Source organism: Agarivorans sp. 2_MG-2023, assembly GCF_030548085.1.
Taxonomy (GTDB): domain Bacteria; phylum Pseudomonadota; class Gammaproteobacteria; order Enterobacterales; family Celerinatantimonadaceae; genus Agarivorans.
On sequence record NZ_JAUORQ010000015.1, the window covers coordinates 61,508 to 87,397 of the forward strand.

The 25,890-nt window shown below is 44.6% G+C and carries 20 protein-coding genes and 1 other annotated feature; of the genes, 4 read left to right on the forward strand and 16 right to left on the reverse strand.

Features of this window, described 5'->3' with window-relative positions; genetic code table 11:
• Window positions 1–4: 4 nt before the first annotated feature.
• The 5 genes from Q4549_RS19075 to Q4549_RS19095 all read right to left on the reverse strand — a co-directional run bounded on the left by Q4549_RS19075 (window position 5) and on the right by Q4549_RS19095 (window position 7,816).
• Window positions 5–1,576: an ABC transporter ATP-binding protein gene (locus Q4549_RS19075; protein WP_303516372.1), complete on the reverse strand. Its 1,572-nt coding sequence runs from the start codon at window positions 1,574–1,576 to the stop codon at window positions 5–7.
• A gap of 9 nt (window positions 1,577–1,585) precedes the next feature.
• Window positions 1,586–2,638: an ABC transporter permease gene (locus Q4549_RS19080; RefSeq protein WP_303516370.1), complete on the reverse strand. Its 1,053-nt coding sequence runs from the start codon at window positions 2,636–2,638 to the stop codon at window positions 1,586–1,588.
• Window position 2,639: 1 nt separating this feature from the next.
• Complete coding sequence (locus tag Q4549_RS19085; protein ID WP_303553966.1) at window positions 2,640–3,734, reverse strand: microcin C ABC transporter permease YejB; 1,095 nt, start codon at window positions 3,732–3,734, stop codon at window positions 2,640–2,642.
• 7 nt (window positions 3,735–3,741) lie between these two features.
• Entirely contained in the window at window positions 3,742–5,514 is a 1,773-nt protein-coding gene (locus Q4549_RS19090; RefSeq protein ID WP_303553967.1) for an extracellular solute-binding protein, read from the reverse strand.
• Window positions 5,515–5,605: 91 nt separating this feature from the next.
• Entirely contained in the window at window positions 5,606–7,816 is a 2,211-nt protein-coding gene (locus Q4549_RS19095; RefSeq protein ID WP_303553968.1) for a bifunctional diguanylate cyclase/phosphodiesterase, read from the reverse strand.
• 270 nt (window positions 7,817–8,086) lie between these two features.
• Here Q4549_RS19095 and raiA point away from each other — a divergent pair, with 270 nt between their 5' ends.
• The gene (raiA, locus tag Q4549_RS19100) at window positions 8,087–8,452 is read left to right on the forward strand and encodes a ribosome-associated translation inhibitor RaiA (RefSeq protein ID WP_137671583.1); all 366 of its coding nucleotides are present in this window, start codon (window positions 8,087–8,089) and stop codon (window positions 8,450–8,452) included.
• Between the two features lie 86 nt (window positions 8,453–8,538).
• Window positions 8,539–8,666: a sequence feature (Phe leader region), on the forward strand.
• Between the two features lie 16 nt (window positions 8,667–8,682).
• Window positions 8,683–10,686, forward strand: a complete 2,004-nt coding sequence (gene aroF, locus Q4549_RS19105; protein ID WP_137671584.1) for a 3-deoxy-7-phosphoheptulonate synthase — start codon at window positions 8,683–8,685, stop codon at window positions 10,684–10,686.
• Window positions 10,687–10,744: 58 nt separating this feature from the next.
• Here the strand turns inward: aroF and Q4549_RS19110 are convergent, their stop codons facing one another.
• Window positions 10,745–11,161: a GNAT family N-acetyltransferase gene (locus tag Q4549_RS19110; RefSeq protein WP_303553969.1), complete on the reverse strand. Its 417-nt coding sequence runs from the start codon at window positions 11,159–11,161 to the stop codon at window positions 10,745–10,747.
• A gap of 99 nt (window positions 11,162–11,260) precedes the next feature.
• A complete protein-coding gene (gene ffh / locus Q4549_RS19115; protein WP_303553970.1) occupies window positions 11,261–12,661 on the reverse strand; it encodes a signal recognition particle protein in 1,401 nt (466 codons plus the stop codon).
• 142 nt (window positions 12,662–12,803) lie between these two features.
• On the opposite strand from ffh, the gene ccsA reads away from it, so the two are divergent.
• Window positions 12,804–13,595 (forward strand): inner membrane protein YpjD, encoded by a 792-nt coding sequence (gene ccsA / locus Q4549_RS19120; protein ID WP_137671587.1) that lies wholly within the window; start codon window positions 12,804–12,806, stop codon window positions 13,593–13,595.
• Window positions 13,596–13,667: 72 nt separating this feature from the next.
• Window positions 13,668–14,954, forward strand: coding sequence for an HlyC/CorC family transporter (locus tag Q4549_RS19125; RefSeq protein ID WP_137671588.1), 1,287 nt, complete (start codon window positions 13,668–13,670; stop codon window positions 14,952–14,954).
• Window positions 14,955–15,027: 73 nt separating this feature from the next.
• Here the strand turns inward: Q4549_RS19125 and luxS are convergent, their stop codons facing one another.
• The 9 genes from luxS to Q4549_RS19170 form a co-directional block, all read right to left on the reverse strand.
• Complete coding sequence (gene luxS / locus Q4549_RS19130) at window positions 15,028–15,537, reverse strand: S-ribosylhomocysteine lyase (RefSeq protein WP_137671589.1); 510 nt, start codon at window positions 15,535–15,537, stop codon at window positions 15,028–15,030.
• A 52-nt stretch (window positions 15,538–15,589) separates the two neighbouring features.
• Window positions 15,590–16,234: a hypothetical protein gene (locus tag Q4549_RS19135; protein ID WP_303553971.1), complete on the reverse strand. Its 645-nt coding sequence runs from the start codon at window positions 16,232–16,234 to the stop codon at window positions 15,590–15,592.
• Complete coding sequence (gene gshA, locus Q4549_RS19140) at window positions 16,221–17,798, reverse strand: glutamate--cysteine ligase (RefSeq protein ID WP_303553972.1); 1,578 nt, start codon at window positions 17,796–17,798, stop codon at window positions 16,221–16,223. Before gshA ends, Q4549_RS19135 begins: the two co-directional genes overlap by 14 nt.
• An 84-nt stretch (window positions 17,799–17,882) precedes the next feature.
• Window positions 17,883–20,729, reverse strand: coding sequence for a pitrilysin family protein (locus Q4549_RS19145; protein WP_303553973.1), 2,847 nt, complete (start codon window positions 20,727–20,729; stop codon window positions 17,883–17,885).
• Between the two features lie 17 nt (window positions 20,730–20,746).
• Entirely contained in the window at window positions 20,747–21,178 is a 432-nt protein-coding gene (locus tag Q4549_RS19150; RefSeq protein ID WP_303553974.1) for a YqaA family protein, read from the reverse strand.
• 9 nt (window positions 21,179–21,187) lie between these two features.
• Window positions 21,188–21,793 carry a beta-phosphoglucomutase family hydrolase gene (locus tag Q4549_RS19155; RefSeq protein WP_303553975.1) on the reverse strand — a complete coding sequence of 202 codons (606 nt, stop codon included), beginning with the start codon at window positions 21,791–21,793 and terminating at the stop codon, window positions 21,188–21,190.
• A 480-nt stretch (window positions 21,794–22,273) separates the two neighbouring features.
• Window positions 22,274–23,407: a sodium ion-translocating decarboxylase subunit beta gene (locus Q4549_RS19160; RefSeq protein ID WP_137671594.1), complete on the reverse strand. Its 1,134-nt coding sequence runs from the start codon at window positions 23,405–23,407 to the stop codon at window positions 22,274–22,276.
• Window positions 23,408–23,419: 12 nt separating this feature from the next.
• The gene (gene oadA / locus Q4549_RS19165; RefSeq protein WP_303553976.1) at window positions 23,420–25,198 is read right to left on the reverse strand and encodes a sodium-extruding oxaloacetate decarboxylase subunit alpha; all 1,779 of its coding nucleotides are present in this window, start codon (window positions 25,196–25,198) and stop codon (window positions 23,420–23,422) included.
• A gap of 19 nt (window positions 25,199–25,217) precedes the next feature.
• A complete protein-coding gene (locus Q4549_RS19170) occupies window positions 25,218–25,460 on the reverse strand; it encodes an OadG family transporter subunit (RefSeq protein WP_235836132.1) in 243 nt (80 codons plus the stop codon).
• Between the last annotated feature and the right edge of the window lie 430 nt (window positions 25,461–25,890).

The window sequence follows — 25,890 nt, forward strand, 5'->3', positions numbered from 1 at the left end:
ATATTTAGATTAACGCAGCATTGATTAATCGGCGAGTATATTCTTGCTTAGGTTGCGAAAAAAGTTGTTCGGTTTCGCCTTGCTCAACCAATTGCCCATGTTGCATCACCATCACTCGGTGACTTAAGGCGCGAATAACCGCTAAATCGTGGCTAATAAACAAGTAGCTAAGGTTATATTTTTGCTGAAGTTTTCGTAGTAACTCCAACAATTGCTTTTGTACCGTGCAATCTAATGCCGAGGTAGGTTCGTCGAGAATCAGCACTTCTGGCTTTAATACTAGCGCGCGAGCTAAAGAAATACGTTGCCGCTGCCCACCCGAAAACTCGTGAGGGTAACGATGCATGGTATCGGGCTCTAGACCGACATCAATGAGCGCCTCTGATACCCGCTGCTTAAGCGCTTGTTCGTCTAAATCGAAATGAAGATTCAAACCTTCGCCGATAATTTGCAATACCGACATCCGCGGGCTCAAGCTAGAAAAAGGGTCTTGAAAAACAATCTGCATGAAGCGCCGCAATGGGCGCATTTGTTTAACGGAATGGTCTTGAATAAACTCCCTTTTAAAGGCAATGCTTCCTTCACTGTCGGTAAGCCTTAATACAGCTTGAGCTAAGGTGCTTTTGCCAGAGCCACTCTCGCCAACAATGCCTAGAGTTTCTCCACGCTTCAAATGAAAATCTATACCATTGACCGCTTTAATGTGATCAACCGTGCGCTGTAAAAAACCGCGCTTTATTGGAAACCATACTTTGAGTTTGTTTACATCAAGCAACATCTCTTGCTTGGCCTCTGGCAAAAACTCTCGCACTGGCTCTGAATCGAGCAGCATTTTGGTATAAGGATGTTGCGGCTCTGCAAATAGCGCTTTGCAGTTATTCACTTCGACTAGCTCACCACATTTCATTACCGCGACACGGTCGGCATAACCGCGCACTACATTTAGGTCATGAGTAATCAACAATATCGCCATACCCAATTTTTGTTGAAGCTCTTGCAGTAACTCTAAAATTTGTTGCTGAATGGTAACGTCTAAGGCTGTGGTAGGTTCATCGGCGACCAGCAGTTTAGGCTCTGTCGCTAATGCCATGGCAATCATTACTCGCTGCCGTTGTCCACCAGATAGCTGATGAGGGAAACTCGATAAACGTTTCTCTGGTTCAACAATACCCACTAAATCAAGTAGCTCTAGCACGCGCTCCCGCGCTTGCTGCTTATGCATGCCACGGTGCACACACAATACTTCACTAATTTGTTTTTCAACACTATGCAGTGGGTTTAGCGACGTCAGTGGTTCTTGAAAGATCATCGCAATTTGATCGCCACGCAGCGCTTGCAACAATTTAACCGGTTGATTAAGCACCGATTGCTGATTAAGCAAAATGTCGCCTGTCACTTCAGCATTTTCACCCAGTAAGGATAGTATCGATAAAGCGCTTACCGATTTACCAGAGCCACTCTCGCCCACCAAGGCCAAAGTCTCCCCTTGAAATACATCAAAGCTCACTTTCTTAACTACTGGTTCAGGCAGGCCAAAGCACACCGATAGCTGTTTTACTTCTAATAACTTATTCATTGCAGCTACCTATACTCGTTTTCGCGGATCAAATGCATCTCGCGCCGCTTCGCCAATAAACACCAACAGAATTAAAATTATCGACATAGAGAAAAAAGCAGTAATACCCAACCATGGAGCCTGCAGATTATTCTTTCCTTGAGCCACCATTTCACCTAGTGAGGGAGAGCCAGGAGGCAAACCGAAGCCTAGGTAATCTAAGGCCGTTAATGCTGTTAAGCCGCCAATAAAGATAAACGGCATAAAGGTTAACGTAGCGATCATTGCATTAGGCAGAATGTGTCGAGCCATAATCGCCCGATCGCCCACGCCTAACGCCCGTGCGGCTTTTACATATTCTAAGTTTCGGCCGCGTAAAAACTCTGCTCTCACTACATCCACTAAGCTCATCCAGCTAAACAGCAGCAAAATACCTAATAGCCACCAAAAGCTAGGCTGTACCAAGCTAGACAAAATAATCAGCAAGAACATTTGTGGCATGCCCGACCAAATCTCAATAAAGCGCTGGCCTAGCAAGTCCACTCGCCCACCAAAATACCCTTGCATGGCACCTACCGCTACGCCAATCACAGAGCTGCTTATTGCCAATACTAAAGCAAACAACACAGACAACCTGAAGCCATAAAGCAAGCGAGCAAATACATCTCTGCCTTGGTCGTCGGTGCCTAGCCAATTGATTAGCGTTGGTGGCGACGGAGAAGGTTCGGTGAGATTGTAATTAATCGTATCATAAGAAAAGTGCACCGGAGGCCAGATCATCCAGCCGCCTTGCTCTTCAATCAGTTCTTGAATGTAAGGGTCTGAATAATCGGCTTCTATATCTAAATCACCACCAAACTCAAGCTCGGTATAGTGACTAACAATAGGCATCATCCATTGCTGTTGATAGCGGATTAACACTGGTTTGTCGTTAGCAATAAATTCTGCAAACATACTTCCCACAAACAACAGTAAGAATAACCAAAAGCTCCAATATCCGCGTTTATTAGCCTTAAACTGTAACCATCTTCGCTGATTAAGCGGGCTAGCTTTAGCGCGTTTCCATTGTGCAACTACACCCATGCTATTGCCTCCCCTCAAAGTTGATTCGAGGATCGATCATGGTGTAGGTAATATCACTAATAAGCTTCAAGATAAGACCAATTAAGGTAGACATATACAAGGTGCCAAATACCACCGGGTAATCACGATTCACCACGGCCTCAAAGCCCAACAAGCCCAGACCATCAAGCGAAAAAATCACTTCAATCATGAATGAACCCGTTAAGAAAATGCTTATAAGAGTGGCTGGCAAACTGGAGATAACCAACAACATAGCGTTACGGAATACATGACCGTAGAGCACGCGATTTTCGGTTAAACCTTTAGCACGTGCGGTCAGTACATATTGCTTGTTAATTTCATCTAAAAAGGAGTTTTTGGTTAACATGGTTAAGGTAGCAAAACTGCCAATTACCATGGCGGTAACAGGCAAGGCTAAATGCCAAAAATAATCGCCCACTTTACCCAGTAAACTGAGCTCTTCCCAATTAGTGGAGGTTAATCCACGCAGCGGGAACCAATCCCAGTAACTGCCTCCAGCAAATAACACAATCAACATAATTGCGAACAAGAAATTAGGAATAGCAAACCCGACGGTAACCAATGTCGAGCTCCAAACATCAAAGCGACTGCCATGCTGCACCGCTTTGCGGATCCCCAAAGGAATAGAGATACCGTAAACCAATAGTGTGGTCCATAAACCGAGTGAAATAGAGACGGGCATTTTCTCAAGTATGAGATCTACAACTGAGCTATCACGATAGAAACTGTCACCAAAATCAAAGCGCAGATAGTTGCCCAGCATATCAAAGTAGCGCTCGTGCACTGGCTTATCAAAACCATAAAGTTGCTCAAGTTCTTTGACTAACTCTGGCGGTAAACCTTGAGCTCCGCGATATTGGCTAGAGCCGCCGCCACCGCTGTTAGTTTGAATAATCTCGGTGTCCACGCCTGAATCAACGCGGCGAGTTGCCGAGGTATCAATACCTTGAATTTTGGCAATGGCTTGTTCAACGGGCCCACCAGGGGCCGACTGAATAATCACAAAGTTAAGAGTCATAATCCCCAACAAGGTAGGGATCATCAATAAAAGGCGACGCAGAATGTAGCTAGTCATTGAGGTTTTATTCTACCCACCAGCTATCAAGACCTAAGGCGAATTTTGGATTACGCTCTGGGCGCTTAAGCTTATCCCAATAAGCCACCCGCCACGCGTTTAAATGCCATTGCGGTACCACGTAATACGACCACAATAATACGCGATCTAAAGCGCGCGTAGCATCAACCAATGCTTGTCTATCATCAGCACCAATCACCGCTTCAATAAGTTTGTCTACTACCGGGCTATTTACCCCAATAATGTTACGAGAACCTACATGCTCTGCGGCTTTACTTCCCCAAAAATCGCGTTGTTCGTTACCCGGTGAAGATGATTGGCCAAAGCTGCCTACCACCATATCAAAATCAAACTTTTGCACTCGGTTAACGTATTGCGATACATCCACTACCCGTACTTCAGTACTAATACCGATTTTCTGCAAATTACGGGTATACGGCAGCACTATGCGCTCAAAGGTTTTTTGATAAATTAAAAACTCAATGTGCATTTGCTTGCCGTTAGCATCAACTAATTGGCCTTTACTCAGGGTCCATCCTGCGCCTTTCAGCAGAGCCAAAGCCTCACGCATTTGCGGGCGAATATTACCGTCGCCGCGGGTTTTCTCTAGGCTAAATTCTTTAGTGAATACTTCTTCAGGCAATTGGTCTTTAAAAGGTTCTAATAAGGCTAACTCGCCACCTTGCGGTAAACCGGTAGCGGCTAACTCTGAGGCGGCAAAATAACTGTCGGTGCGTTTATAAGCACCATAAAAAAGCTGTTCGTTGGTCCACTCAAAATCAAACAACAAACCAATGGCCTTGCGTACTTCTGGTTGGTTGAATAAGGGGCGGCGAGTATTAAAAACAAAGCCCTGCATACCCTGCGGGTTTTCGTTTAATAACGTGTCGGTGTGGATTTTCCCGCTATCAAACATTGGCCCTGTATAAGCTGTTGCCCAATCTTTAGCACTTGTTTCTATGCGGTAATCAATTCGCCCTGCTTTAAATGCTTCAAGGGCAACTGAAGAGTCTCGGTAATACTCATAGTTAATGGTTGCGATATTATTACGGCCACGGCTAATGGGTAAGTCTTTAGCCCAGTAGTCTTTTACCAAGGCGTAACTCACTGAACGGCCAGTATCAAATTTGGCTATTTGATAGGGACCAGAACCCAGTGGCAAGGTAAGATCGGCTTTAGAAAAATCATGCTGTTGCCAGAAGTGTTTAGGCAAGATGGGTAATTGCCCCAAAATAAGCGGCAACTCACGGTTAGTACCGTCAACAAAATTGAAGCGCACGCTTTGTTTCGATTCGGCGACCACTTCCTTCACACTGCCATAATAAGCACGATAAAACGGCGCGCCTTTTTCTAGCAGTAAGTTGAAGGTAAATACCACATCGTCTGCGGTCACTGGCTCACCATCGTGAAAGCGAGCTTCAGGGCGCAGGTTAAAGCGCACCCAAGAACGGTCTTCTGGCATATCAATGCTTTCAGCTAGCAAGCCATATTGGGCAAAGGCTTCATCATTATTAGCGGTGAGCAAGGTATCGTATATTTGGCCTACACCAGCGGCGGGATTCCCTTTAACAATAAACGGGTTAAAGGTATCAAATGTACCTTGCGCTTCATGAGTCATGCTGCCTTGTTTGGGCGCATTCACATTTACATAGGGAAGCTGCGTGAAATCAACAGGTAAGGCAGGCTCACCGTGCATCACTAAAGCGTGAGAACGACTAAATTCCTCGGCATGAGCAAAACTAAAAACCAATATACAAAAAGCCGATAACAGCCGTTTCATGATGGGCGCTTCCTTATTGAGTGAGTTGAAACATCAACTTAACTAATATCTACACCTAGTTATACCCGACTCGAAAGCAAAAGATAAAGGGCTATTGGGAATATTTCCGCTGAAAACGTTGAATATATCGCTCCATTGCGTCTGCAGGGATTGCTTTGCTGGATAAATAGCCTTGATAAAAGGTACATCCTTGTTGTTTAAGGAATTCCAATTGCTGGCGAGTTTCCACTCCTTCGGCGGTAACAGTAAAGCCTAAGTGATTAGCCATGGCTAACACCGCATCAACAATGGCCATGTCTCGACTATCTCGTGGAATATCTCTAATGAAGGAGCGGTCAATCTTGAGCTCATCCACTGGCAAGCGTTTCAAATAACTTAAAGAGGAATACCCAGCACCAAAATCATCTATTGAAAAACGCAAACCAATATCTTTTAGCTGCTCCATTTTGCGAATGGTATCTTCAGCATGCCCCAGCACCACCGATTCGGTAATTTCCAAATTGAGCATCGCGCTATCCAATTGATAACGAGACATAAGCTCTTCAATTTTATCGACAAAATCAGGGTGGTGAAATTGCTTAGCACTCACATTTACTGATAACTCAGGTAACAACAGCCCCATCTTCTGCCACTTAGCCATGTGTTTACAGCTTTGCTCTAATACCCACATTCCAATATCGATAATCAGGTCAGATTCTTCCGCCATAGGAATAAACTCGGTGGGCGAAACAATGTTTTTTCCCTCAGGCTGCCAACGGACTAAGGCCTCTGCACCCACTAATTCACCAGTGGACACCATATGTTGCGGCTGGAAATAAAGCAGCAGTTCTTGATTAGCCAAGGCGTTGCGTAAGGCATTGTTCATTTGCAAACGTTTATCGGCTTGGCGCTGCATGCCATCATCAAAGAACATTACAGTGCGTCGCCCGGCCGATTTAGCTTGATACATGGCTGTGTCAGCTTGCTTTAACAAATCTTCAGCGGTTTGGCCTTTACCTGGAAATAACGTAATTCCCACGCTGGCGCCTATATGCAGCGATTGACCATCAAATGGATAAGGAGCAGAAATAGTTTGAATCAGTCGTTTTCCCACAATATTGGCTTGCTGCTCAGCATGAGGCGGGCTCTCTCCCAAGTCAGCCAGTAGCAAAACAAATTCATCTCCGCCTAAACGCGCTAAAACATCCCCTTCTCGAATCAAATCTTGTAAACGATGAGCCACTTGTTGCAATACCCAATCCCCTGCGGCGTGCCCCAACGAATCATTAATATTCTTAAAATGGTCAAGGTCGATAAATAGCAAAGCACCAATAGCATGCTGCTTTTTGGCGCGACTAAAACATATCGATAGCTCTTCATGCAGCTTACGCCGATTAGGTAAACCAGTGAGCTCATCATAAAAAGCTAAGTGCTGAATTTTTTGCTCTGATTCAATACTGGCAGAGATATCTTGAATACACACAACATAGTGAGTGACTGCCGAGCCTTTATTATGCACCGCAGTTATGGTTTCCAATTGAGTATATTGCTGACCATTTTTGCGGGTTCGCTGCACTTCGCCTTTGCGCCGAACCGTGCCGTTAACTTCTTCAATAAAAACCGGATTAGGGCTGGCAAATATTGCGCTTAACTCACAACCTAATACTTCACTTGATGGGTAACCGGTAATTTGAGCGAAAGCCTTATTTACTTTTACAATACGATAATTGGCGTCGGTAATAATAAGGCCTTCATTACTTTCAAAAGCCACAGCCGACAGGCTCAATGCCTCATTCTGTTGATATTGCAAAAATTCCGCGTTTAAACGGGCGATAAATGGTTGGCACAAATGGCTTAGCCGTTCAGCGTCGAAGTCTTCATCAATAAAGCTAAACGCCATATAACCAACAACCCTATCTTGCTCAACAATTTGCTGCGCCCAAAAGCCATTTATGTTGACCGTAAGTTCGGGTTGAACACTGGCATAATCGGGATAACATGCAGAAAAATCGCTAATTGTCAGCCTTGAATGTTGTCTAATTGCCGCCAACAACTTGGGAGTAGCAGGGCTCAGTTTGTTTTGAACAAACTGACCACCGCGCCAATAAGCAATACAGGGTAATTGAGGAGCGCGAGAGTCAAAGCGGGCTATATAAGCTTCATAAGCATTACAGCGCTTGGCTAACTGGGAAAGTATCTCATTAAAGAAACCCTCGCTAGGTTGGGCCGCTAAGGCCAGCGCGAGTTGGGAGAGGGAAGCAGTAAACTCAGAAGATGAAAAAGAGGAGTTCAGTACAGCTTTAATGGGCTTTTTACTGTCCATAGTGGTTAAAGATAAAGCTAGTTGTCCTTAGGTTTGAGAGAAATTCTAACTACCGACTAACATCAACCGCTTGTTATCTATTCCAATGTGCCGAATTAGCCATCAAGATTCAAGCGATTTTGAGGAATTTATAATACTTTTTGCTAAGCAGTCACATTGCTTAATCCGCTAAAGCTAACCCTTAAGAAATAGTGATCTAGATCTGGTTTTTTATTTCTTAAAATCGTATTCTGGAAGTGAAATAATTACTAGATAGTCTTTGGGAGGCTTATGATTATTGATATTACCAGTAAAACCATTTCTATTACCCCAACCATTCGCGAGCACATTGCCGCGCGCTTTGAAAAATTGGAAAAAAACCAAATCCCGCTCATTTCACCAAAAGTGACCATTACCACTGACAACAAAAAGGTAAAAATAGAAGCGAAGATTAACCTGCCAAACGGACAACTGTTTGCCAGTGATGCGCACCAAGATTTGAGTGTGGCCATTAACAACCTAGGGCAAAAGCTGGAACGCCAATTACACCGCTTCCAAGATAAGCCCAACGCTCACCGCGCTAGCCGCTCAGGGAAAGATTTCTTACGAGAGCCCGTTGAAGACGAGCTGAGTACCGAGGATGAACAAGCCGCATAAGGCTAAGTAATACAGGTAATGCCAAGTAACTAATCGCTTGGTATTACTTGACTTTACAGTGATTGCTTTTTAGTCTGACAGCATGAAATTATTAAACACCCGATTTTTGTTTGGTTTCTTTTTTACTCCACCCTTTTAGGGAGGCGGACGGAATTGGTGTAAAAAAGAAAACACACAGAATCCATAAAGCCTCCTACTAGGGGGCTTTTTTTTTAGACAGGGAATACAACATGGCTGACTTAGAGCAGATCCGAACAAAAATAACAGAGCTCGATCAATCGCTATTAAATTTACTCACCGAGCGTCGCCAACTTAGTGTAGAAGTAGCCAAAAGCAAAATAGAAAACCCAAAAGCGATCCGCGACCAAGAGCGCGAGCAACTGCTTTTAGTAAAGTTAATCAATAAAGGCCGCGAGCTGGGTTTAGACGCTCACTATGTGACTCAGCTTTATCACACAATCATTGAAGACTCGGTGCTCTCACAGCAAGCTTTTTTGCAAGGTATTACCAACCCAGACATTCACGCCCAAGCAGTTCGAGTCGCCTTTTTAGGCAATAAAGGTTCTTACAGCAACATTGCTACTCATCAGTATTTCTCTCGTTACAAAAAGCAAATTGTTGAGTTTGGCTGCAGTGGTTTTCAAGACATTGTTGATACTGTGGAATCTGGCCAAGCAGATTACGGTATGCTACCGATAGAAAACACCAGCTCAGGCAGCATCAACGAAGTGTACGATGTGATGCAGCACACCAGCTTGTCGATTGTAGGTGAACTGTCTATTGCCATCGATCACTGCATATTAGCCCACCCTGCCGCCAACCTAGAACAAATTACCACCTTATATGCACACCCACAGCCTTACGCACAATGTAATTTGTACTTACGTACTTTGGCCAGTACCCGCGTCGATTTTGTAGATAGCTCATCAAAAGCCATGGAGGTTGTTGCCAGTGGCGATGATCTCACAGTAGGTGCGATTGGCAGTAAAGTGGGGGGCGAAATGTATGGCCTACAAGCCCTTAAAACCGACATTGCCAATCAACAGCAAAACTATACCCGCTTCATTGTGGTTTCTCGTAAACCGGTGGAGGTTGCTGAGCAAGTACCTGCGAGAACGACTTTTATTATGTCAACCGCGCAACATGCAGGCTCTTTGGTTGAAGCACTATTAGTACTTCGCGAACACGATATAAACATGAGCAAGTTAGAGTCTCGTCCGGTTCAAGGTAATCCCTGGGAAGAGATGTTTTATGTGGATGTATCTGCCAACGTTAAGTCAGCGCAAATGCAATCGGCCTTGGCCGAGCTCACTCGCCTAACCCGTTATATAAAAGTGCTTGGCTGCTACCCCAGTGAGAATGTTGACCCAACCCTAATTCCACTAGAAGCACTGGCCAACAAACGTGACCAAAACAAAGTGGCGCCAAGCTTGATTAGCACTATCCAATCTGATGGCGCGCTATCAAGTCGCTCACATAAATCAACCAGCACCATAGTTCGAGTTGGCGATGTGAAAATTGGTGACGGCGGGTTCGTGACCTTTGCTGGCCCAAGTGCGGTGGAATCAGAACAGCAGATTATTAACTGTGCAGGCGCAACCAAAGAAAGCGGCGCTGCGGTTTTAGCTGCCGGCTGCTTTAAACCACGTAGTTCACCGTATAGCTTCCAAGGTTTAGGCGAAGAAGGGTTAAATTACTTAAATGCTGCAGGTAAAAAGTACAAGCTGCCTACCATGACCGAAGTAAGTGCTGTTGATCAAGTTGTCACTCTAGCTGCCAAAGCCGATATATTGCACGTGCGCTCTCGTCATATGAAAAACTTCAACCTGCTAAAAGAGCTCGGTAAATCTACTCGCCCTATACTGCTAGAACGCAACAATATGGCCTCTATTGATGAATGGTTACATGCCGCCGACTACATTCTGGCTCAAGGTAATCAACAAGTTATTTTGTGTGAAGCTGGCGTAAGAACCCTCGAAGGCAAAAACAAAGTCACTTTAGATTTAGGCGCCATTAGCTTGCTACGCGAACGCACCCATTTACCGATTGTAGTAAACCCTGGCGAAGCGGTAGAAGATTTAAGCTCGGTAGCTCCAATGGCCAAAGCCGCCAAGTTATTAGGCGCTGACGGCATTGTGTTATGCGCTCACCCATCACCGAGTGATGCCAGTGTAGATGCTGATAAATCACTAGACTTTAGCCAACTACAACAATTAATGGCTGAACTTTACTAGGCTAGATCAAAACTAAAAAAGCCCAGCATCTAGCTGGGCTTTTTATTGGGAATAATCTTTACTTTAAGACTTTTGTTAACACAAACATTGCCGTTGAAACCGGGTAATTATCTAGCGTCATTTGGCATTGGTAACCTTGTTTTTCGTAAAAGGGCTTAGCCTGAAAACTAAAGGTATCCACATGAGCATGGCGGCAACCTAAACCAATAGCATGTTGCTCTAGTTGCGAGATTAACTGAGTGGCTAAGTGTTGGCCTCGATGAGACTCCTTTACCCAGAGCAGCTTAATCAATAACCACTCGCCAAATATTTCTGCGGTTATTCCAGCGATTTTCTGCTCATGCTCATCGTAGCTAAAAAGAGCAAGAGATTCCTCTTTAACCCCCTTGAGGAAGGGCTGATTAAAGCTAATTAACTCAGTTCTAATCTCTTCTATCTCTTCTTTGCTAGCGTGGGTTTTCAGTTCAAACCTCATTAGCCCGTCCCCTGCTTCCAGTAGTATCTAATAAGGTAGTGTTATTACACAAAAAAGCCCAGCATCTAGCTGGGCTTTTATCATCTTTTTGATAGCAACTTAGAATCGGCCGCGACCACCGCCGCCCATACCACCCATGCCGCCCATTCCACCTGGAGGCATCATGCCTTTCATTTGGCTCATCATTTTACGCATTCCGCCTTTACCCGACATTTTCTTCATCATTTTTTGCATTTGGGTAAATTGTTTCAGCAGTTTGTTTACGTCTTGGATCTGAGTACCAGAACCTGCCGCGATACGGCGTTTACGTGAGCCTTTAATGATTTCAGGGCGCTTACGCTCACCTGGTGTCATTGAGTTAATAATGGCTTCCATTTGATTGGTGAGCTTATCATTCATTTGATCTTTAACATTGTCTGGCACTTGACCCATGCCTGGCAATTTATCCATCATGCCCATCATGCCGCCCATGCTTTTCATTTGCACCAGCTGCTCACGGAAGTCTTCTAAATCAAAGCCTTTGCCTTTTTGTACTTTCTTGGCCAACTTTTGCGCTTGGTCTTTATCAACCTTACGCTCAACTTCTTCGATTAAAGACAGTACGTCACCCATGCCTAAAATGCGTGAGGCGATACGATCTGGGTGGAAAGGTTCTAAGGCGTCGGTTTTCTCACCCACACCCATAAATTTAATTGGCTTGCCAGTAATATGGCGAATCGACAATGCTGCACCACCGCGGGCATCACCATCTGTTTTGGTAAGAATGACACCAGTGAGTGGCAAGGCTTCATTAAAAGCTTGAGCGGTGTTGGCAGCATCTTGACCGGTCATGGCGTCTACCACAAACAAGGTCTCTACTGGCTCAACAGCCTGGTGGAGCGCTTTAATTTCGGCCATCATGTCTTCGTCAACATGTAAACGACCGGCAGTATCTACAAGCAATACGTCAGCAAATTGAGTTCTGGCTTCAGCAATCGCGCCATTCACAATATCAACCGGGTTTTGTTGCTCAGTACTTGGGAAGAAAATAGCGTCTACTTCAGCAGCCAGTGTTTCTAACTGTTTAATCGCGGCAGGACGATAAATATCGGCACTCACCACCATCACTTTTTTCTTTTCGCGCTCTTTTAAATATTTAGCAAGTTTGGCTACCGAAGTGGTTTTACCCGCACCTTGTAAACCAGCCATCATCACAACCGCTGGCGGCTGCGCAGCTAAATCTAGACTTTCGTTAGATTCGCCCATGGCGGCTTCAAGTTCTTGTTGAACAATCTTAACAAAGACTTGACCAGGACTAAGGCTCTTATTGACTTCTTGACCTAAGGCGCGTTCTTTTACTCGTTTGACAAACTCACGAACAACCGGCAGGGCTACGTCGGCTTCTAGCAAGGCCATACGCACTTCACGCAGCGTATCTTTAATATTGTCTTCAGTTAATCGGCCGCGGCCACTGATATTTTTTAGCGTTTTCGAGAGTCTATCAGATAAGTTTTCAAACATGCTTTTTCCTGTTGATCATATAGCGAGCATAGTTCAGCGGGCACATTATACCTTAGCAAGGATATTCTAAAAGCTAATTCTAGCCCTGACTGTATTGGGCGCGTATACTGAACCCAAACAATCAGTTAGTTAGCGTTAAATCATGAATGTATTGGTTCTTCCTACCACTGTGTTTTATCTGTTGGCCGCGTATGTCTGCATAACCGGTTTACTAAATAAACGAAGTGGCGCAAATAAGTGGCTTTGGCTAAGTGCCGGCTGCGCCATGCTGCTGCATGGTATTTGGGAATTCCAACATTTGTTTTTGGCGCAGGGCCAAGATTTAAGCATTTTTAACGTAGCGGGTTTAGTAAGTTTACTTATCACGATGACCGTAACAGCGTTAGCCAAGCCCTTTAAGTTGTGGTTTGTTCTGCCGGTTGTGTACCTATTTGCCATTGTAACGATGCTACTCGCGGTACTTATCCCCAGTGATTACATCATTCATTTAGAGCTTAAACCACAAGTTCTAATACACATTAGTGTAGCTCTTGCAGCCTTTACAGTGCTGATGATAGCGAGTTTATATGCCCTACAAATGGCCTATTTAGACTGGACCTTAAAGCGCCACAAACCAGGGGCCATTCATCCGGCTATGCCTTCATTGATGGGCATTGAGAAACAATTATTCACGCTAATTAGAGTTGGTTTGATATTGCTGAGTATTTCTTTGCTTAGCGGTTTTGTATTTCTCACCGACTTTTTTGCTAATGGCCGCGGCCATAAAGCTATCTTTAGTTTAATCGCTTGGTTTATCTATTCAGCATTACTTTGGGGCCACCATTATCGAGGTTGGCGGGGTAAGTCGGTGGTGATCTTGACGGTAATTGGTTCAATCTTGCTGAGTTTAGCCTATTTTGGCTCACGCTTTGTTAAGGAAATCATCCTTAGCTAACAATCTAACCTTGACAGCCCTTGAAGCCAGCATATAAATTAGGGCGGTTATATAAATCAAGGATTTTCCTGCTTGGACGACATATCTACGAGTAGCTTACTGATACTGCTCGTATTCCTCATTATTTGCTCTGCATTCTTTTCTAGCTCTGAAACTGGCATGATGTCGCTTAATCGCTATCGCCTGCGTCACTTGGTGAATACCAAACACAGCGCAGCGAGCCGCGTCGACAAATTACTGCAACGTCCAGACCGCTTAATTGGCTTAATCCTTATTGGTAATAACTTGGTGAATATTCTCGCCTCGGCAATTGCCACTATTATTGGATTACGCTTGTTTGGCGATGTGGGTGTAGCCATTGCCACCTTAGCGCTCACTTTTGTTATTTTAATTTTTGCAGAAGTCACGCCTAAAACCATGGCGGCACTTTATCCAGAGCGCATTGCGTTTCCTGCTTCGCTTTTGTTGCGCCCGCTCATGAAGTTACTGTTTCCGGTAATATGGGCCACCAATGGTGTTACTAATGGCCTACTTCGCTTATTGGGAGTAAATCCTAACAGCAAAGACGACGAAGCCCTTAACCCTGAAGAATTACGCACCGTGGTGGATGAAGCCGGTACGCTGATACCTAAGCGCCACCAAGACATGCTGTTAAGTATTCTTGACCTAGAAAAAGTTACCGTGGATGACATTATGATCCCACGTAACGAAATTGCCGCCATCGACATTAACGACGATTGGGACAGTATTCTTCGGCAACTAACTCAAAGTACCCATACTCGAATTTTATTGTTCCGCGATAGCATTGATGACTCAGTGGGTTTTGTGCATTCAAGAGATTCATTACGTTTGTTGTCTCGCGAACAGTTTGATAAAACGTCCATGCTGCGTGCTGCCAAAGAGATTTACTTTATTCCCGAAGGTACACCGCTGAATGTTCAACTGTTGAAGTTTCAACGACGCAAAGAGCGAATTGGGCTGATAGTTGACGAGTATGGAGATATTCAAGGCTTAGTGACGCTAGAAGATATTCTAGAAGAGATTGTGGGTGACTTTACCACTAGCATCGCACCTGCGCCGAGTGAAGAAATCCACCCGCAAATCGACGGTAGCTACCTAATCGACGGCACGGTGAACATTAGAGATTTAAACAAAGAGATGAGCTGGAAGCTACCTACCGATGGCCCCAAAACACTCAATGGCTTGATTGTAGAGCATCTGGAAGATATTCCCGAGGCTAACTTGTGCTTACGCTTGGCTGGATACCCTATCGAGATTGTAGAAATAGAAAACAATACCGTGAGCTTAGCGCGAGTGATGCCAGCCTTTTACGCTAAGCCAAAAGAGAAAACCAATTAGCCCACAATAATTGGATAAAATTATCTAACAAAAAAGCCAGCGTTAAGCTGGCTTTTTTAATCGCAATGGTTAATTACAACTTGCCTAAAATCTCATCCGACAAACCTAGTTCGTCGTTCTTATTTACGCTAATGCCGCGGTCTATGATGTTCTTAGCAATGCTTTTTGCTTCATCTAACGAGTGCATAGAGTAAGTACCACACTGATATTCATTTAATTCTGGAATGTCATTTTGCTGTTCTACCGCTAATACGTCATGCATAGACGCTAGCCACGCTTCAGCAACCTGAGATTCATTAGGGCTACCAATTAAGCTCATGTAAAAACCAGTACGGCAGCCCATTGGTGAGATATCAATAATCTCTACATTGGCAGAATTTAAATGCTCGCGCATAAAGCCAGCGTAAAGGTGTTCTAAAGTATGAATGCCTTTTTCTGACAGAATTTCTTCATTTGGCACACAGTAACGAAGGTCAAACACAGTAATGGTGTCTTTGCTTGGCGTCGCCATGGTTTTTGCTACGCGAACTGCAGGAGCATGCATACGTGTATGGTCTACGGTAAAACTATCTAATAAAGGCATGATTATCTCTCTTCAAATCCTAGCTAAGCCAAGATGACTTAATGGGGTGTATTCAACCAAAAAACAGTCGCCATAGCCAGCTACTATCTAGATCTTCTTTACATTTATTATACTGTGCGGCGTAACGTTTAGAACGTTGGTCTACCGTACCGGCTACTTTTACTAACCATTGTTTCTGGTGATAAGTACCGCGTTTATAGCCACCCCATCCCTCATGGTAGTTCAAGTATTGGTTGCGCGCGTCCCACTTAGATACACCGTTTATTTTATGGGTTTTGTTGGTAAACCAGCCCATAAAATCAATCGCATCATCAAAGTTAGTGCGAGAAGACCAAGAGTTGCCTGTTTCCCGCACATAATCATCCCAAGTCATGGTTTTGGCTTGGCTATAACCGTAAGCGGTACTTGCTCGACCAACCGGAATAAAACCAAACCAGTATTGCATCGGTGGGCGAGCATTATGCTTAAAGCTAGACTCTTGATACATCATTGCCATAGGAACATGCACTGGGGTTCCCCACTTCTTGTTCATTTTCTTGGCTGATTTATACCAATCGCGCTTTTCTTCAAAAATACTGCACAAGTTTTCTGGGTCTTGCGGCGGCGCACTACTGCATCCCGCCAATACACTTAAACCTAGAATGACCACCAAAGCCTTGGCGAACTTAACTACAGGCACTTCCTTATCTATTGGCATTCTCAAAGTACTTCACTAAAAAGTCATCAAAATCGAGGTCATCACCAGCTTCTATTGCTTGTTGCTCAATAAAGCTTTGCTCAGCCATCGCGCTAAAGTCTTGATCTTGCCAGTTAATACTCGTATGACCAAGCATCTCTTCGCGATATTGTGCAGCCCATTGCAAGCCTAAGCCGCTGTTATCTTGAGCCTGAGCTTTAAGCAAACGTAAGAAACGAGATGAATAGGTATTGTCATTGCTGATATCAGCAATCACCTCTTCTAGAGCATTCGAGAAGTCAGGGGCTTCACGTTGAACATCTAGCAATTCAGCTGCTTTACTCATCTGCTCAAGCAGCTGCTCTATATGCTTAGGTAAGCCTTGAGTTTGCCCGGCAATGGTCATCTCTAGTGCCGGATTACGTCCCTGAATAGCCACTGTATTAAAGTTATCTCGGCTTTGCTGTAACTCGTTTTGGTCCATCTCTGGTGAGTCCATCAATACACACGCTAACAATAAACTATCAATCACTCTAACTTGTGACTCTGTTACGCCTACACCACTAAACGGGTTAACATCTAAAGCACGAATTTCGATATATTCAATGCCGTCTTCAGCCAAGGCTTGAGAAGGTGTTTGCCCAGGTTTAGCCACCCGCTTAGCGCGAATAGGTGCGTATAACTCATTTTCGATTTGCAAAATATTAGCGTTAAGCTGGCGGTATTCACCCTCAACTTTCACACCAATATTGGCAAACTCATCGGAGTGAGTGCTTACAGCTTTACGGACACTTTTAACGTATTCACTAACGCTGTTGTAGTTGATGTCTAATTGATGCTGAGCCGAGCTGGTATAACCTAAATCACTTAAACGTAATGACGTAGCATAAGGCAAGTACAAGGTACCTTTACCCATGGTTTCAAATGCCAGTTCACTGTCGCCTGCATTCATAAACGAGCCACATAAAGCCGGTGAAGCACCATATAGGTAGGCAACCATCCACCCGTAACGATAAAAGTTACGAATTAAGCCCATGTAACGCTGAGAGATAAATTCAGCAATATCTTGCTGGTCACCCTCCACTTTTTGCAGATTCTGCCAAAAGCTCATCGGCAATGAGAAATTATAATGCACACCCGAGATCACTTGCATGGCACTGCCATAACGATGGCGCAATCCTTGGCGATAGGCGTGTTTCATTTTGCCAATATTAGACTGACCATAGTCAGCTAATACAATGTCTTCTTCATCACCAATGTAACAAGGCATGCTCAACGGCCATAAACGCTGGCCGTCTAACTGCTTCATCGTTTCGTGATGAATATCGGTAAGCCGCGACAACACCTGTTCTACGCTATCTGATACTGGCGTAATAAACTCCAGCAATGTCTCGGCGTAATCGGTAGTAATGAGAGGATGCGTTAAAGCAGCGCCTAGTGCTTTAGGGTGGCCATTTGGCGCCAACTTCCCTTGTTCACAAATACGTAATGCTTCACGTTCAATACCACGTTGTATGCCTAGCACACCGGTATCAGCCATTGCTGCGCTCAGTTGCGTCAGCCGAGTTGTAAACTGTTGAGTCAAGTTGAACTCACTATTTGTTGTAACGCGTAATGTGGCAAAGCATAGCGAGTTCACTCACCTTTTGCCACCGTCCGCGTAGGTCCTTTACAATGCAAGTTCTTGAACTGGCATACCTATTTTCTTTAATTCGGGTAACAGCTGTTCTTTGTCACCCACCACAACCACTATCATTTGCTCTGGTGAAAAGTACTTTGCAGCTAACTGCTGTAATTCACTTTGGCTAATAGTGGCGGTAATTTGGTTTTGCGTGGCCACAAACTCTGGGGTTAGATCGAAGGCCAGCATTTGCATCAAAAACGAGGCTTTTTGCGAAGGCGTGGCATAGGCCAACGCTTCTTGTTGTGATACGGCGCTGCGCATATAAGCCAGCTCTTGCTCACTAGGGCCATGCTTTGAATAGGCGTCTAACTCTGTCAGCAGCTCTTTTATCGCTGGCGCCGTTGCGTCTTGGCGCACATCGGTAGAAATCACAAAGCTACCACCGTCTTTAAAGCCGCCAAAGCCGCTGCTCACCCCATAGGTGTAACCCTTGTCTTCACGTAGATTCATGTTGATACGACTATTGAAATTGCCGCCAAAGTTAAAGTTCATCAAATTGGCTTTAAAGTATTCGCCGGTCGCGTCGTAGGGCATCGCTGAACGACCAATTCTTATGACAGACTGCACCGCACCGGGTTTATCAAGTAGATAAATGGTGTTGTTGCTGGCCGATTTCTTCGCTACTAAATGCGCAGCTTGGCTAGCTTTACCCTGCCACTGTTGTTGTAGAGGCGTAAGTGCTGTTTCAAGTTGTTGCTGGCTTAAGTTACTCACCGCAACCAATTGGCTTCCGTCAGGTTGGTAATGTTGTTGCCAAAACTGTTTCACATCTTCAAGGCTTAGCGACGCAATACTCTCGCGACTGCCATAACTTGAAGTGGCTAAACGGCTACCTTCACCAAAGAACAAGCCTTGGCTAGCGATGCTGGCTAACCAACTGGGCTGATTAAATTTTTGCTCAATACTTTGCAGATGGCGTGCTTTTTCTCGTTCAAACTCTTTTGGGTCAAAAGCGGGAGTTAATAAACGTTGCTCTAACACATTTAAGGCTTGAGGCAATGTTTCTATCAATGATGTTAAATTAATATTCTGACTGTACAAGCCGCCACTAAAACTGACCGATGCACCTAACTCAACCAATTCATCGGCTAAATCTGCGGCTAAGGTTTGTTGAGTACTTTGCATCAGCATTTGCGCAGTAAGTTTAGCTAAACCTTCTTTACCCGCAGGCTCCGATACACTGCCACCGGCTAAGCGAAACTGCAGAGTTACGGTAGGTGTAGCTTGTTCTGAGGTGCCTAGTACTTGCAAACCGTTACTCAATTTAGCTTGCCATAAGTCTGGTAGTTTTACAGCAACCGCTGGCCCAGAGGCTGGCTCAACACTTCTATCAAAGTTATCGGTGACCTCACGCAGCGCGAGTTGATTATCATCTAAATGCTGGTGTTCAGGCAGTTGGCGCGGCTCTGGTTGGTAGTTATCAGGCCCTGCAATCAGTTGTATTTGCCCTTTAGGCACTACGCTCATCACCACCCGAGGTTTGTTTATAATGTATTGCTGATAAGCTTGCTGAACCTGCTTGTCATCAACATTTTTAAACTGTTCTAGCACTTGGCTAATATACAAAGGCTGACCAAAGAAAGTTTCACCAAAGGCGAGCTGAGTGACAACATCAGAAACACTTTCTAAGCTGTAAATGGTTGAAGCTTTTAATGAAGAACGCACTCGCTGCAAATCTTCGGCATTTACGCCCCGTTCAGCAAAATCATTAATTGCTTGGTCTACGTCTTGTTGTAGCTGCGCCAATGTTAAACCGGCTTGCGGATTGGCGCGTACGTAAATTGATAAAGTACAGGCCATTTCACGGCAATAATGAGAACTACCCGCCGATAGCGCTTTACCACTTTCGACCAAAGACTGATGCAACAATGAGTTTTTGCCGCCACCTAGGATCTCAGAGAACATATCTAGCGCAACTTCGTCATCTGCACCTGCGTAAACCGTTGGGTAGCTAATGTATAACAACGGAATATGCACTCTGTCTTCCAAAGAGATATAGCGAGTTTCGCTAAGTTGTGCAGGTAGAGGTGTTATCTCAGGTACTTCGGGCCCACTTGGAATACTGCCAAAGTACTGAGCAACCCAAGCTAATGTTTGCTGTTCATCAATGTCACCACCAATGCTAATGACCGCGTTATTTGGCCCATACCAGCGAAGGAAAAAAGCTTTTAGGTCGTTAACATCTACCCGATTTAGGTCTTCAATGTAGCCAATTGGCTGCCAGGAATAAGGGTGTTCACGAGGGTACAAGGCTTCATCAACACGTTCCGACAACAAACCATAAGGAGCGTTATCTACTCGCTGGGCCCGTTCGTTTTTAACGGTATCTCGTTGGATCTCGAATTTCTTTTGGCTAACCGCCTCAAGTAAAAAGCCCATTCTATCGGCTTCTAACCACAGTACTTTTTCTAACTGATTAGCCGGAACAGTTTGGTAGTAGTTAGTACGATCTTTGGTAGTGGAACCATTCATGGTACCACCCGCCTCGTTGATGATACGAAAATGCTCTTGATCACCAACATGTTTTGAACCTTGAAACATCATGTGTTCAAAGAAATGTGCAAAACCTGATTTACCTGGCTCTTCGCGATTTGAGCCTACGTGATAGGTCACATCAACATGTGCCAATGGTGCGTTATCATCTTGATACAGCAATACCGTTAAGCCGTTTTCCAAACGGTACTTTTTATAAGCGATTTTAATATCACTATTATTGGCCTGCGAAGCCTCTATTAATTGGATTCCCTTAGGCAGGGTATCGCCGGGCTTGGGATCTATCTGAGTACAAGCTGCTAACCACAAGATGCTAAATACACTTAACCATCTAAGCACTATAATTGTCCTCTCTCTTATAAATTAGCTACAGAACTGCCCAGCCATATTAGCAAGGCGTAGCGAATGGTTTTACCAATCAACATTGCAATAGTACTTTGCCATACCGAAAGCTTGGCGGCTCCCGCAACAAAACACAACGCGTCTCCAATAACCGGTGCCCAACTCATTAACAAGCTCCAAGCACCGTATTTTGTTAACCAAGGTTTAGCTTTGGCCTGCTCACTTAAGTTAGGTAACCAAGTAAAATGTCGATTACCGTAATTAAAAGCGCCCCAGCCCATGGCGAAGGTAACTAATCCGCCAATGGTATTGCCAATACTGGCAACCACTAATAGGCTAATCCACTGCTCTGGCACCTGGCTCACTAAACCAAGCAATAACACCTCTGAGCTACCCGGTAGCAAAGTGGCGGAGGCAAAGGCGCTAAAAAATAATAAGGCTAACAATAGAACGACTTAATCAACAAAATAGTTCGCCGGCCATAAATTTCTTACATCTACAACATCCATACCCGCGGCATTAGCAGCAGCGACGCCTGCATCGGCATCTTCAAATACCAAGCAACCTTGCGGCTGAACGTTCATTAACTCTGCGCATTTTAAAAAAGTATCTGGTGCTGGTTTGTGCTCGGCGACGAGATCTGCCCCCACAATCGCTTCAAACTGCTTAGCAATACCCAGATTAGCCAATATCAACTCAGCTTGCTGCTGACTAGCACCAGTGCCCACCGCCATTGGTTTTTTACCAAGGTAGTACTCAAATACTTCAATCAACGGTGTCGCCAATACCTCACTGTTCATCAATTGGTGATAACGCTGTTCTTTTGCTTCTGCAACTGCAGCAATATCAATATTGCTTATATGGGCATCGGCAAGCAGCTTTTCAACCGATAAGCCCGTAGGCATACCGCTCATGGCCAGCATTTGTTCGGAGGTATAAGGGATATTGAACTGTTGTAAAGCAAACTCCCAAGCCTGTTGGTGTTGCTTCATTGAGTCGATGAGGGTTCCGTCCATATCAAAGATAAAGGCTTCATAATCTTGGTATTGTTGGATATTCATTGAGCACTCGTAAACTACTCGGACTGAACAGCAGCCGATTCATGCTGCATCATACCAATAAGCTTTAACAAAGGTGGACTAAATTCTAAGCAAGCAAACAGCAAAGGCCTCAGATAATGAATATCAAGCAAAGAGATAAACTAAAATGATTGTATGTGAAGCCAAACGAAGTTGTAGCGTAAAGCGCTTCTATTCAGCGTTAATGCAGGTAAACTAAAAGCTGTTCAAACACTTAAGCGAATGAATAGGTAAGCCTATGGTGCGTTTTTTCTTAATACCTTTGTTGTTGACGATATTGTGGACGCTATTTCTTTTTCATTTTGGCTTGAGCTTTAAACAAGGCCGAAAAGGCTACTATTGGATTATTGGTTTGAGTACTGCGCTGATCGGTTTCTTCTCATTGATGATATGGATAACCCATTAATTAGCCAATAAAAAAGCTTGCCGAGGCAAGCTTTTTTGTTTCAACTAATAACGTGTTTAGCCACCAACAAGCGACAACAATACACCCGCCGCTACAGCACTACCTAGTACTCCGGCCACATTCGGACCCATAGCATGCATAAGCAAGAAGTTATGAGGGTTAGACTCTAAACCAACCTTGTTAACCACACGGGCAGCCATAGGAACCGCTGATACACCAGCCGCGCCGATAAGTGGGTTAATTTTACCACCGCTCAAGCGGCTCATGAGTTTAGCCATTAATACGCCTGAGGCAGTACCAATACCAAACGCCACAGCACCTAAGCCAAGAATACCCAAGGTTTCTACGGTCAAGAATTTGTCAGCAGACAGTTTAGAACCTACAGCTAAACCTAAGAAGATAGTCACAATGTTGATAAGTTCGTTTTGAGCAGTTTTGCTCAAACGATCCACCACCCCACTTTCTCGCATCAAGTTACCTAAACAGAACATACCGACAAGTGGTGTTGCTGCTGGTAAGAACAAGATAGTTAAGCCAAGCACTGCAATTGGGAAGATAATCTTCTCACGCATGCTCACCGGGCGAAGCTGCTCCATTTGAATTTCGCGTTCTTCTTTTGTGGTTAGCGCTTTCATGATCGGTGGTTGAATAATCGGCACCAATGCCATGTAAGAGTATGCAGCTACCGCAATAGCGCCGAGCAGGTCTGGTGCTAGTTTAGATGCCAAGAAAATCGCTGTAGGGCCATCGGCACCACCAATAATGGCAATGGCCGATGCATCAGCAAGGCTAAAATCGAAGCCCGGAATGGCGTTTAGTAAAATAGCGCCAAACAAGGTAGCGAAAATACCAAACTGCGCCGCAGCACCCAATAACAACATTCTTGGGTTGGCGATAAGCGCACCAAAATCTGTCAGCGCGCCAACTCCCATAAAGATCAATAATGGGAATACCCCAGTTTCAATCCCTACATGGTAGATGTAGTAAAGCAAACCACCTTCATCATTGAATCCCGCGTTTGGAATATTTGCTAATACTGCGCCAAAACCAATTGGCAATAGCAGCAATGGTTCAAACTTACGCACGATAGCTAAATACAATAACAGTAAACCTACCGCCATCATGACTAGCTGACCAAACTCAAAGTTAGCTAGGCCTGTTTCAGACCATAGCTTAATTAATCCTTCCACTTTATGGCTCCCTTACGCGATGCTTAGCAGGACTTCGCCCACTGCAACCGCATCACCTTCTTTAACTAGAACCTCGTCAACAACCCCGGTTTTAGCGGAACGGATCTCAGTTTCCATTTTCATTGCTTCCATAATCAGCAATACGTCACCTTCTTGAACATTGGCTCCTGGCTTAGCCAGAACCTTGAAGATGTTACCCGCAAGTGGAGCTGGTAGCGCCTCACCATTGCCACTAGCGCTGCTCGCTACTGGCGCGGAGGCTGGTGCACTTTGAGCAACGGCTTTAACACCATCAATTGAGCCTTCAGGACCAACATCAACACTGTACACTTGACCATCAACCCGCACTGAGTAAGTTTCTACTGCACCGGCTTTAACAGGAGCGGCAACCTTTACGTCATCAGCGCTTGGTACCGGTTCAAAGGCATCAGCATTGCCGCGATTCTCTAAGAACTTCAAACCAATTTGTGGGAATAAGGCATAAGTAAGCGCATCATCGATTACCGCATCAGCCAATTTAAAGCCTTTGTCTTTTGCGTGTTGAACAACCTCTGTTTCAAGACGCTCCATTTCTGCTTGCAGTAAATCAGCAGGGCGACAAGTAATTGCTTCGGCACCGTCTAATACGCGCGCTTGTAGCTCGGCGTTAATTTCGCCCGGCGCTTTACCATATTGACCACTAAGAATACCGGCAGTTTCTTTAGTAATCGTTTTGTAACGTTCACCAGTTAAAACGTTAAGCACAGCTTGGCTACCAACAATTTGCGAGGTTGGTGTAACCAGCGGAATGTAGCCCAAATCTTTACGTACTTTAGGGATCTCTAACAATACTTCATCAAGCTTGTCGGCCGCGCCTTGCTCTTTTAACTGGCCTTCCATGTTGGTTAACATGCCGCCTGGTACTTGAGCGATAAGGATGCGTGAATCAACACCTTTTAAGCTACCTTCAAACTTCGCGTACTTCTTCCGCACTTCACGGAAGTAAGCGGCAATAGACTCTAGCTTAGTAAGGTCTAAGCCTGTATCGCGCTCAGTGCCCTCTAGCATCGCTACAATGGTTTCTGTTGGACTGTGGCCGTAAGTACAGCTCATTGACGAGATAGCCGTATCAATAATGTCTACGCCCGCTTCAATGGCTTTTATATGCGTAGGTAAGCTCAAGCCGGTTGTTGCATGACAGTGCAGTGCAATTTCTACATCGGTTTCAGCTTTAAGGCGTTTAATTAGCGTTTCGGCTTCGTAAGGCTTTAACAGGCCTGACATATCTTTAATTGCAACAGAGTGACAGCCAATATCTTCTAAACGCTTGGCTAAATCTACCCAGTTATCTAAGGTATGAATTGGGCTAGTCGTGTACGAAATCGTACCTTGGGCGTGTGCGCCACAATCTAACGCCGCTTTAACTGCTGTTTGAAAGTTACGGGGGTCGTTCATCGCATCGAAGATACGGAATACGTCCATGCCGTTTTTAACAGCACGTTCTACGAAACGTTCTACTACATCATCGGCATAATGACGGTAACCTAATAGGTTTTGTCCACGTAACAACATTTGTTGTTTAGTGTTAGGCATCGCCTTTTTAAGTTCGCGTAGGCGCTCCCAAGGATCTTCACCAAGGTAACGAATACAAGCATCAAAGGTAGCGCCGCCCCAAGTTTCTAAAGACCAATAACCAATTTGGTCAAGTTGCTCAGCAATAGGCAACATATCTTCGATACGAAGACGAGTTGCTAGCAATGATTGATGCGCGTCGCGCAATACAACATCGGTTAATGCAAGTGGTTTAGACATTGCGTTAAATCCTCTTTAGTTATTGGGCCTTCCGGTACTGTTGAACAGCAGCAGTAATTGCAGCTACAACAGTGGCATTGTTGGCGGGTTGGGGAGACGTTGGCAAAGCTTGGCTAGGTTCGGGAATGTCAGCTAAAGGTGGTGCAAGTTTAGCTAAACCCATTACAGCCACAATTAATAGCGACAAAAACGAGAATACGGCGATCATCCCGACCCCCATTAACGTTGCTGCTTCTAAGAGCACCTCAGTCATATCCATCATATTATATAATCCACATCCTTTGAGATTGGCGTAAGAATTACATGTCAAACGACAAAAATCAAACTTGAATTTTGAATAATTATTCAAAACCTTGGTATTGTTAACTTTATTTTATCAATGACAAAATCCGCAATAATCCAAGACTTTAGCTCTTATACAGGGTAAACGCCCAAAGCTTAACAAATGATTAACATGCTATTCACAGTAGCTTGACAGCGTATTACTGTTAGTAATTTAGCAGCTTAACTACTCCAAAAGTAGTAATCGCGATCACAAGAGTTGGAAATTTGAGGTGCATAAGTGGTGAATAGTGATCTAGGGGTATTAAGAGAATGGATAATAAAACAAAAAAGATGGCGCGCGTGGAAGGATTCGAACCTCCGACCGCCTGGTTCGTAGCCAGGTACTCTATCCAGCTGAGCTACACGCG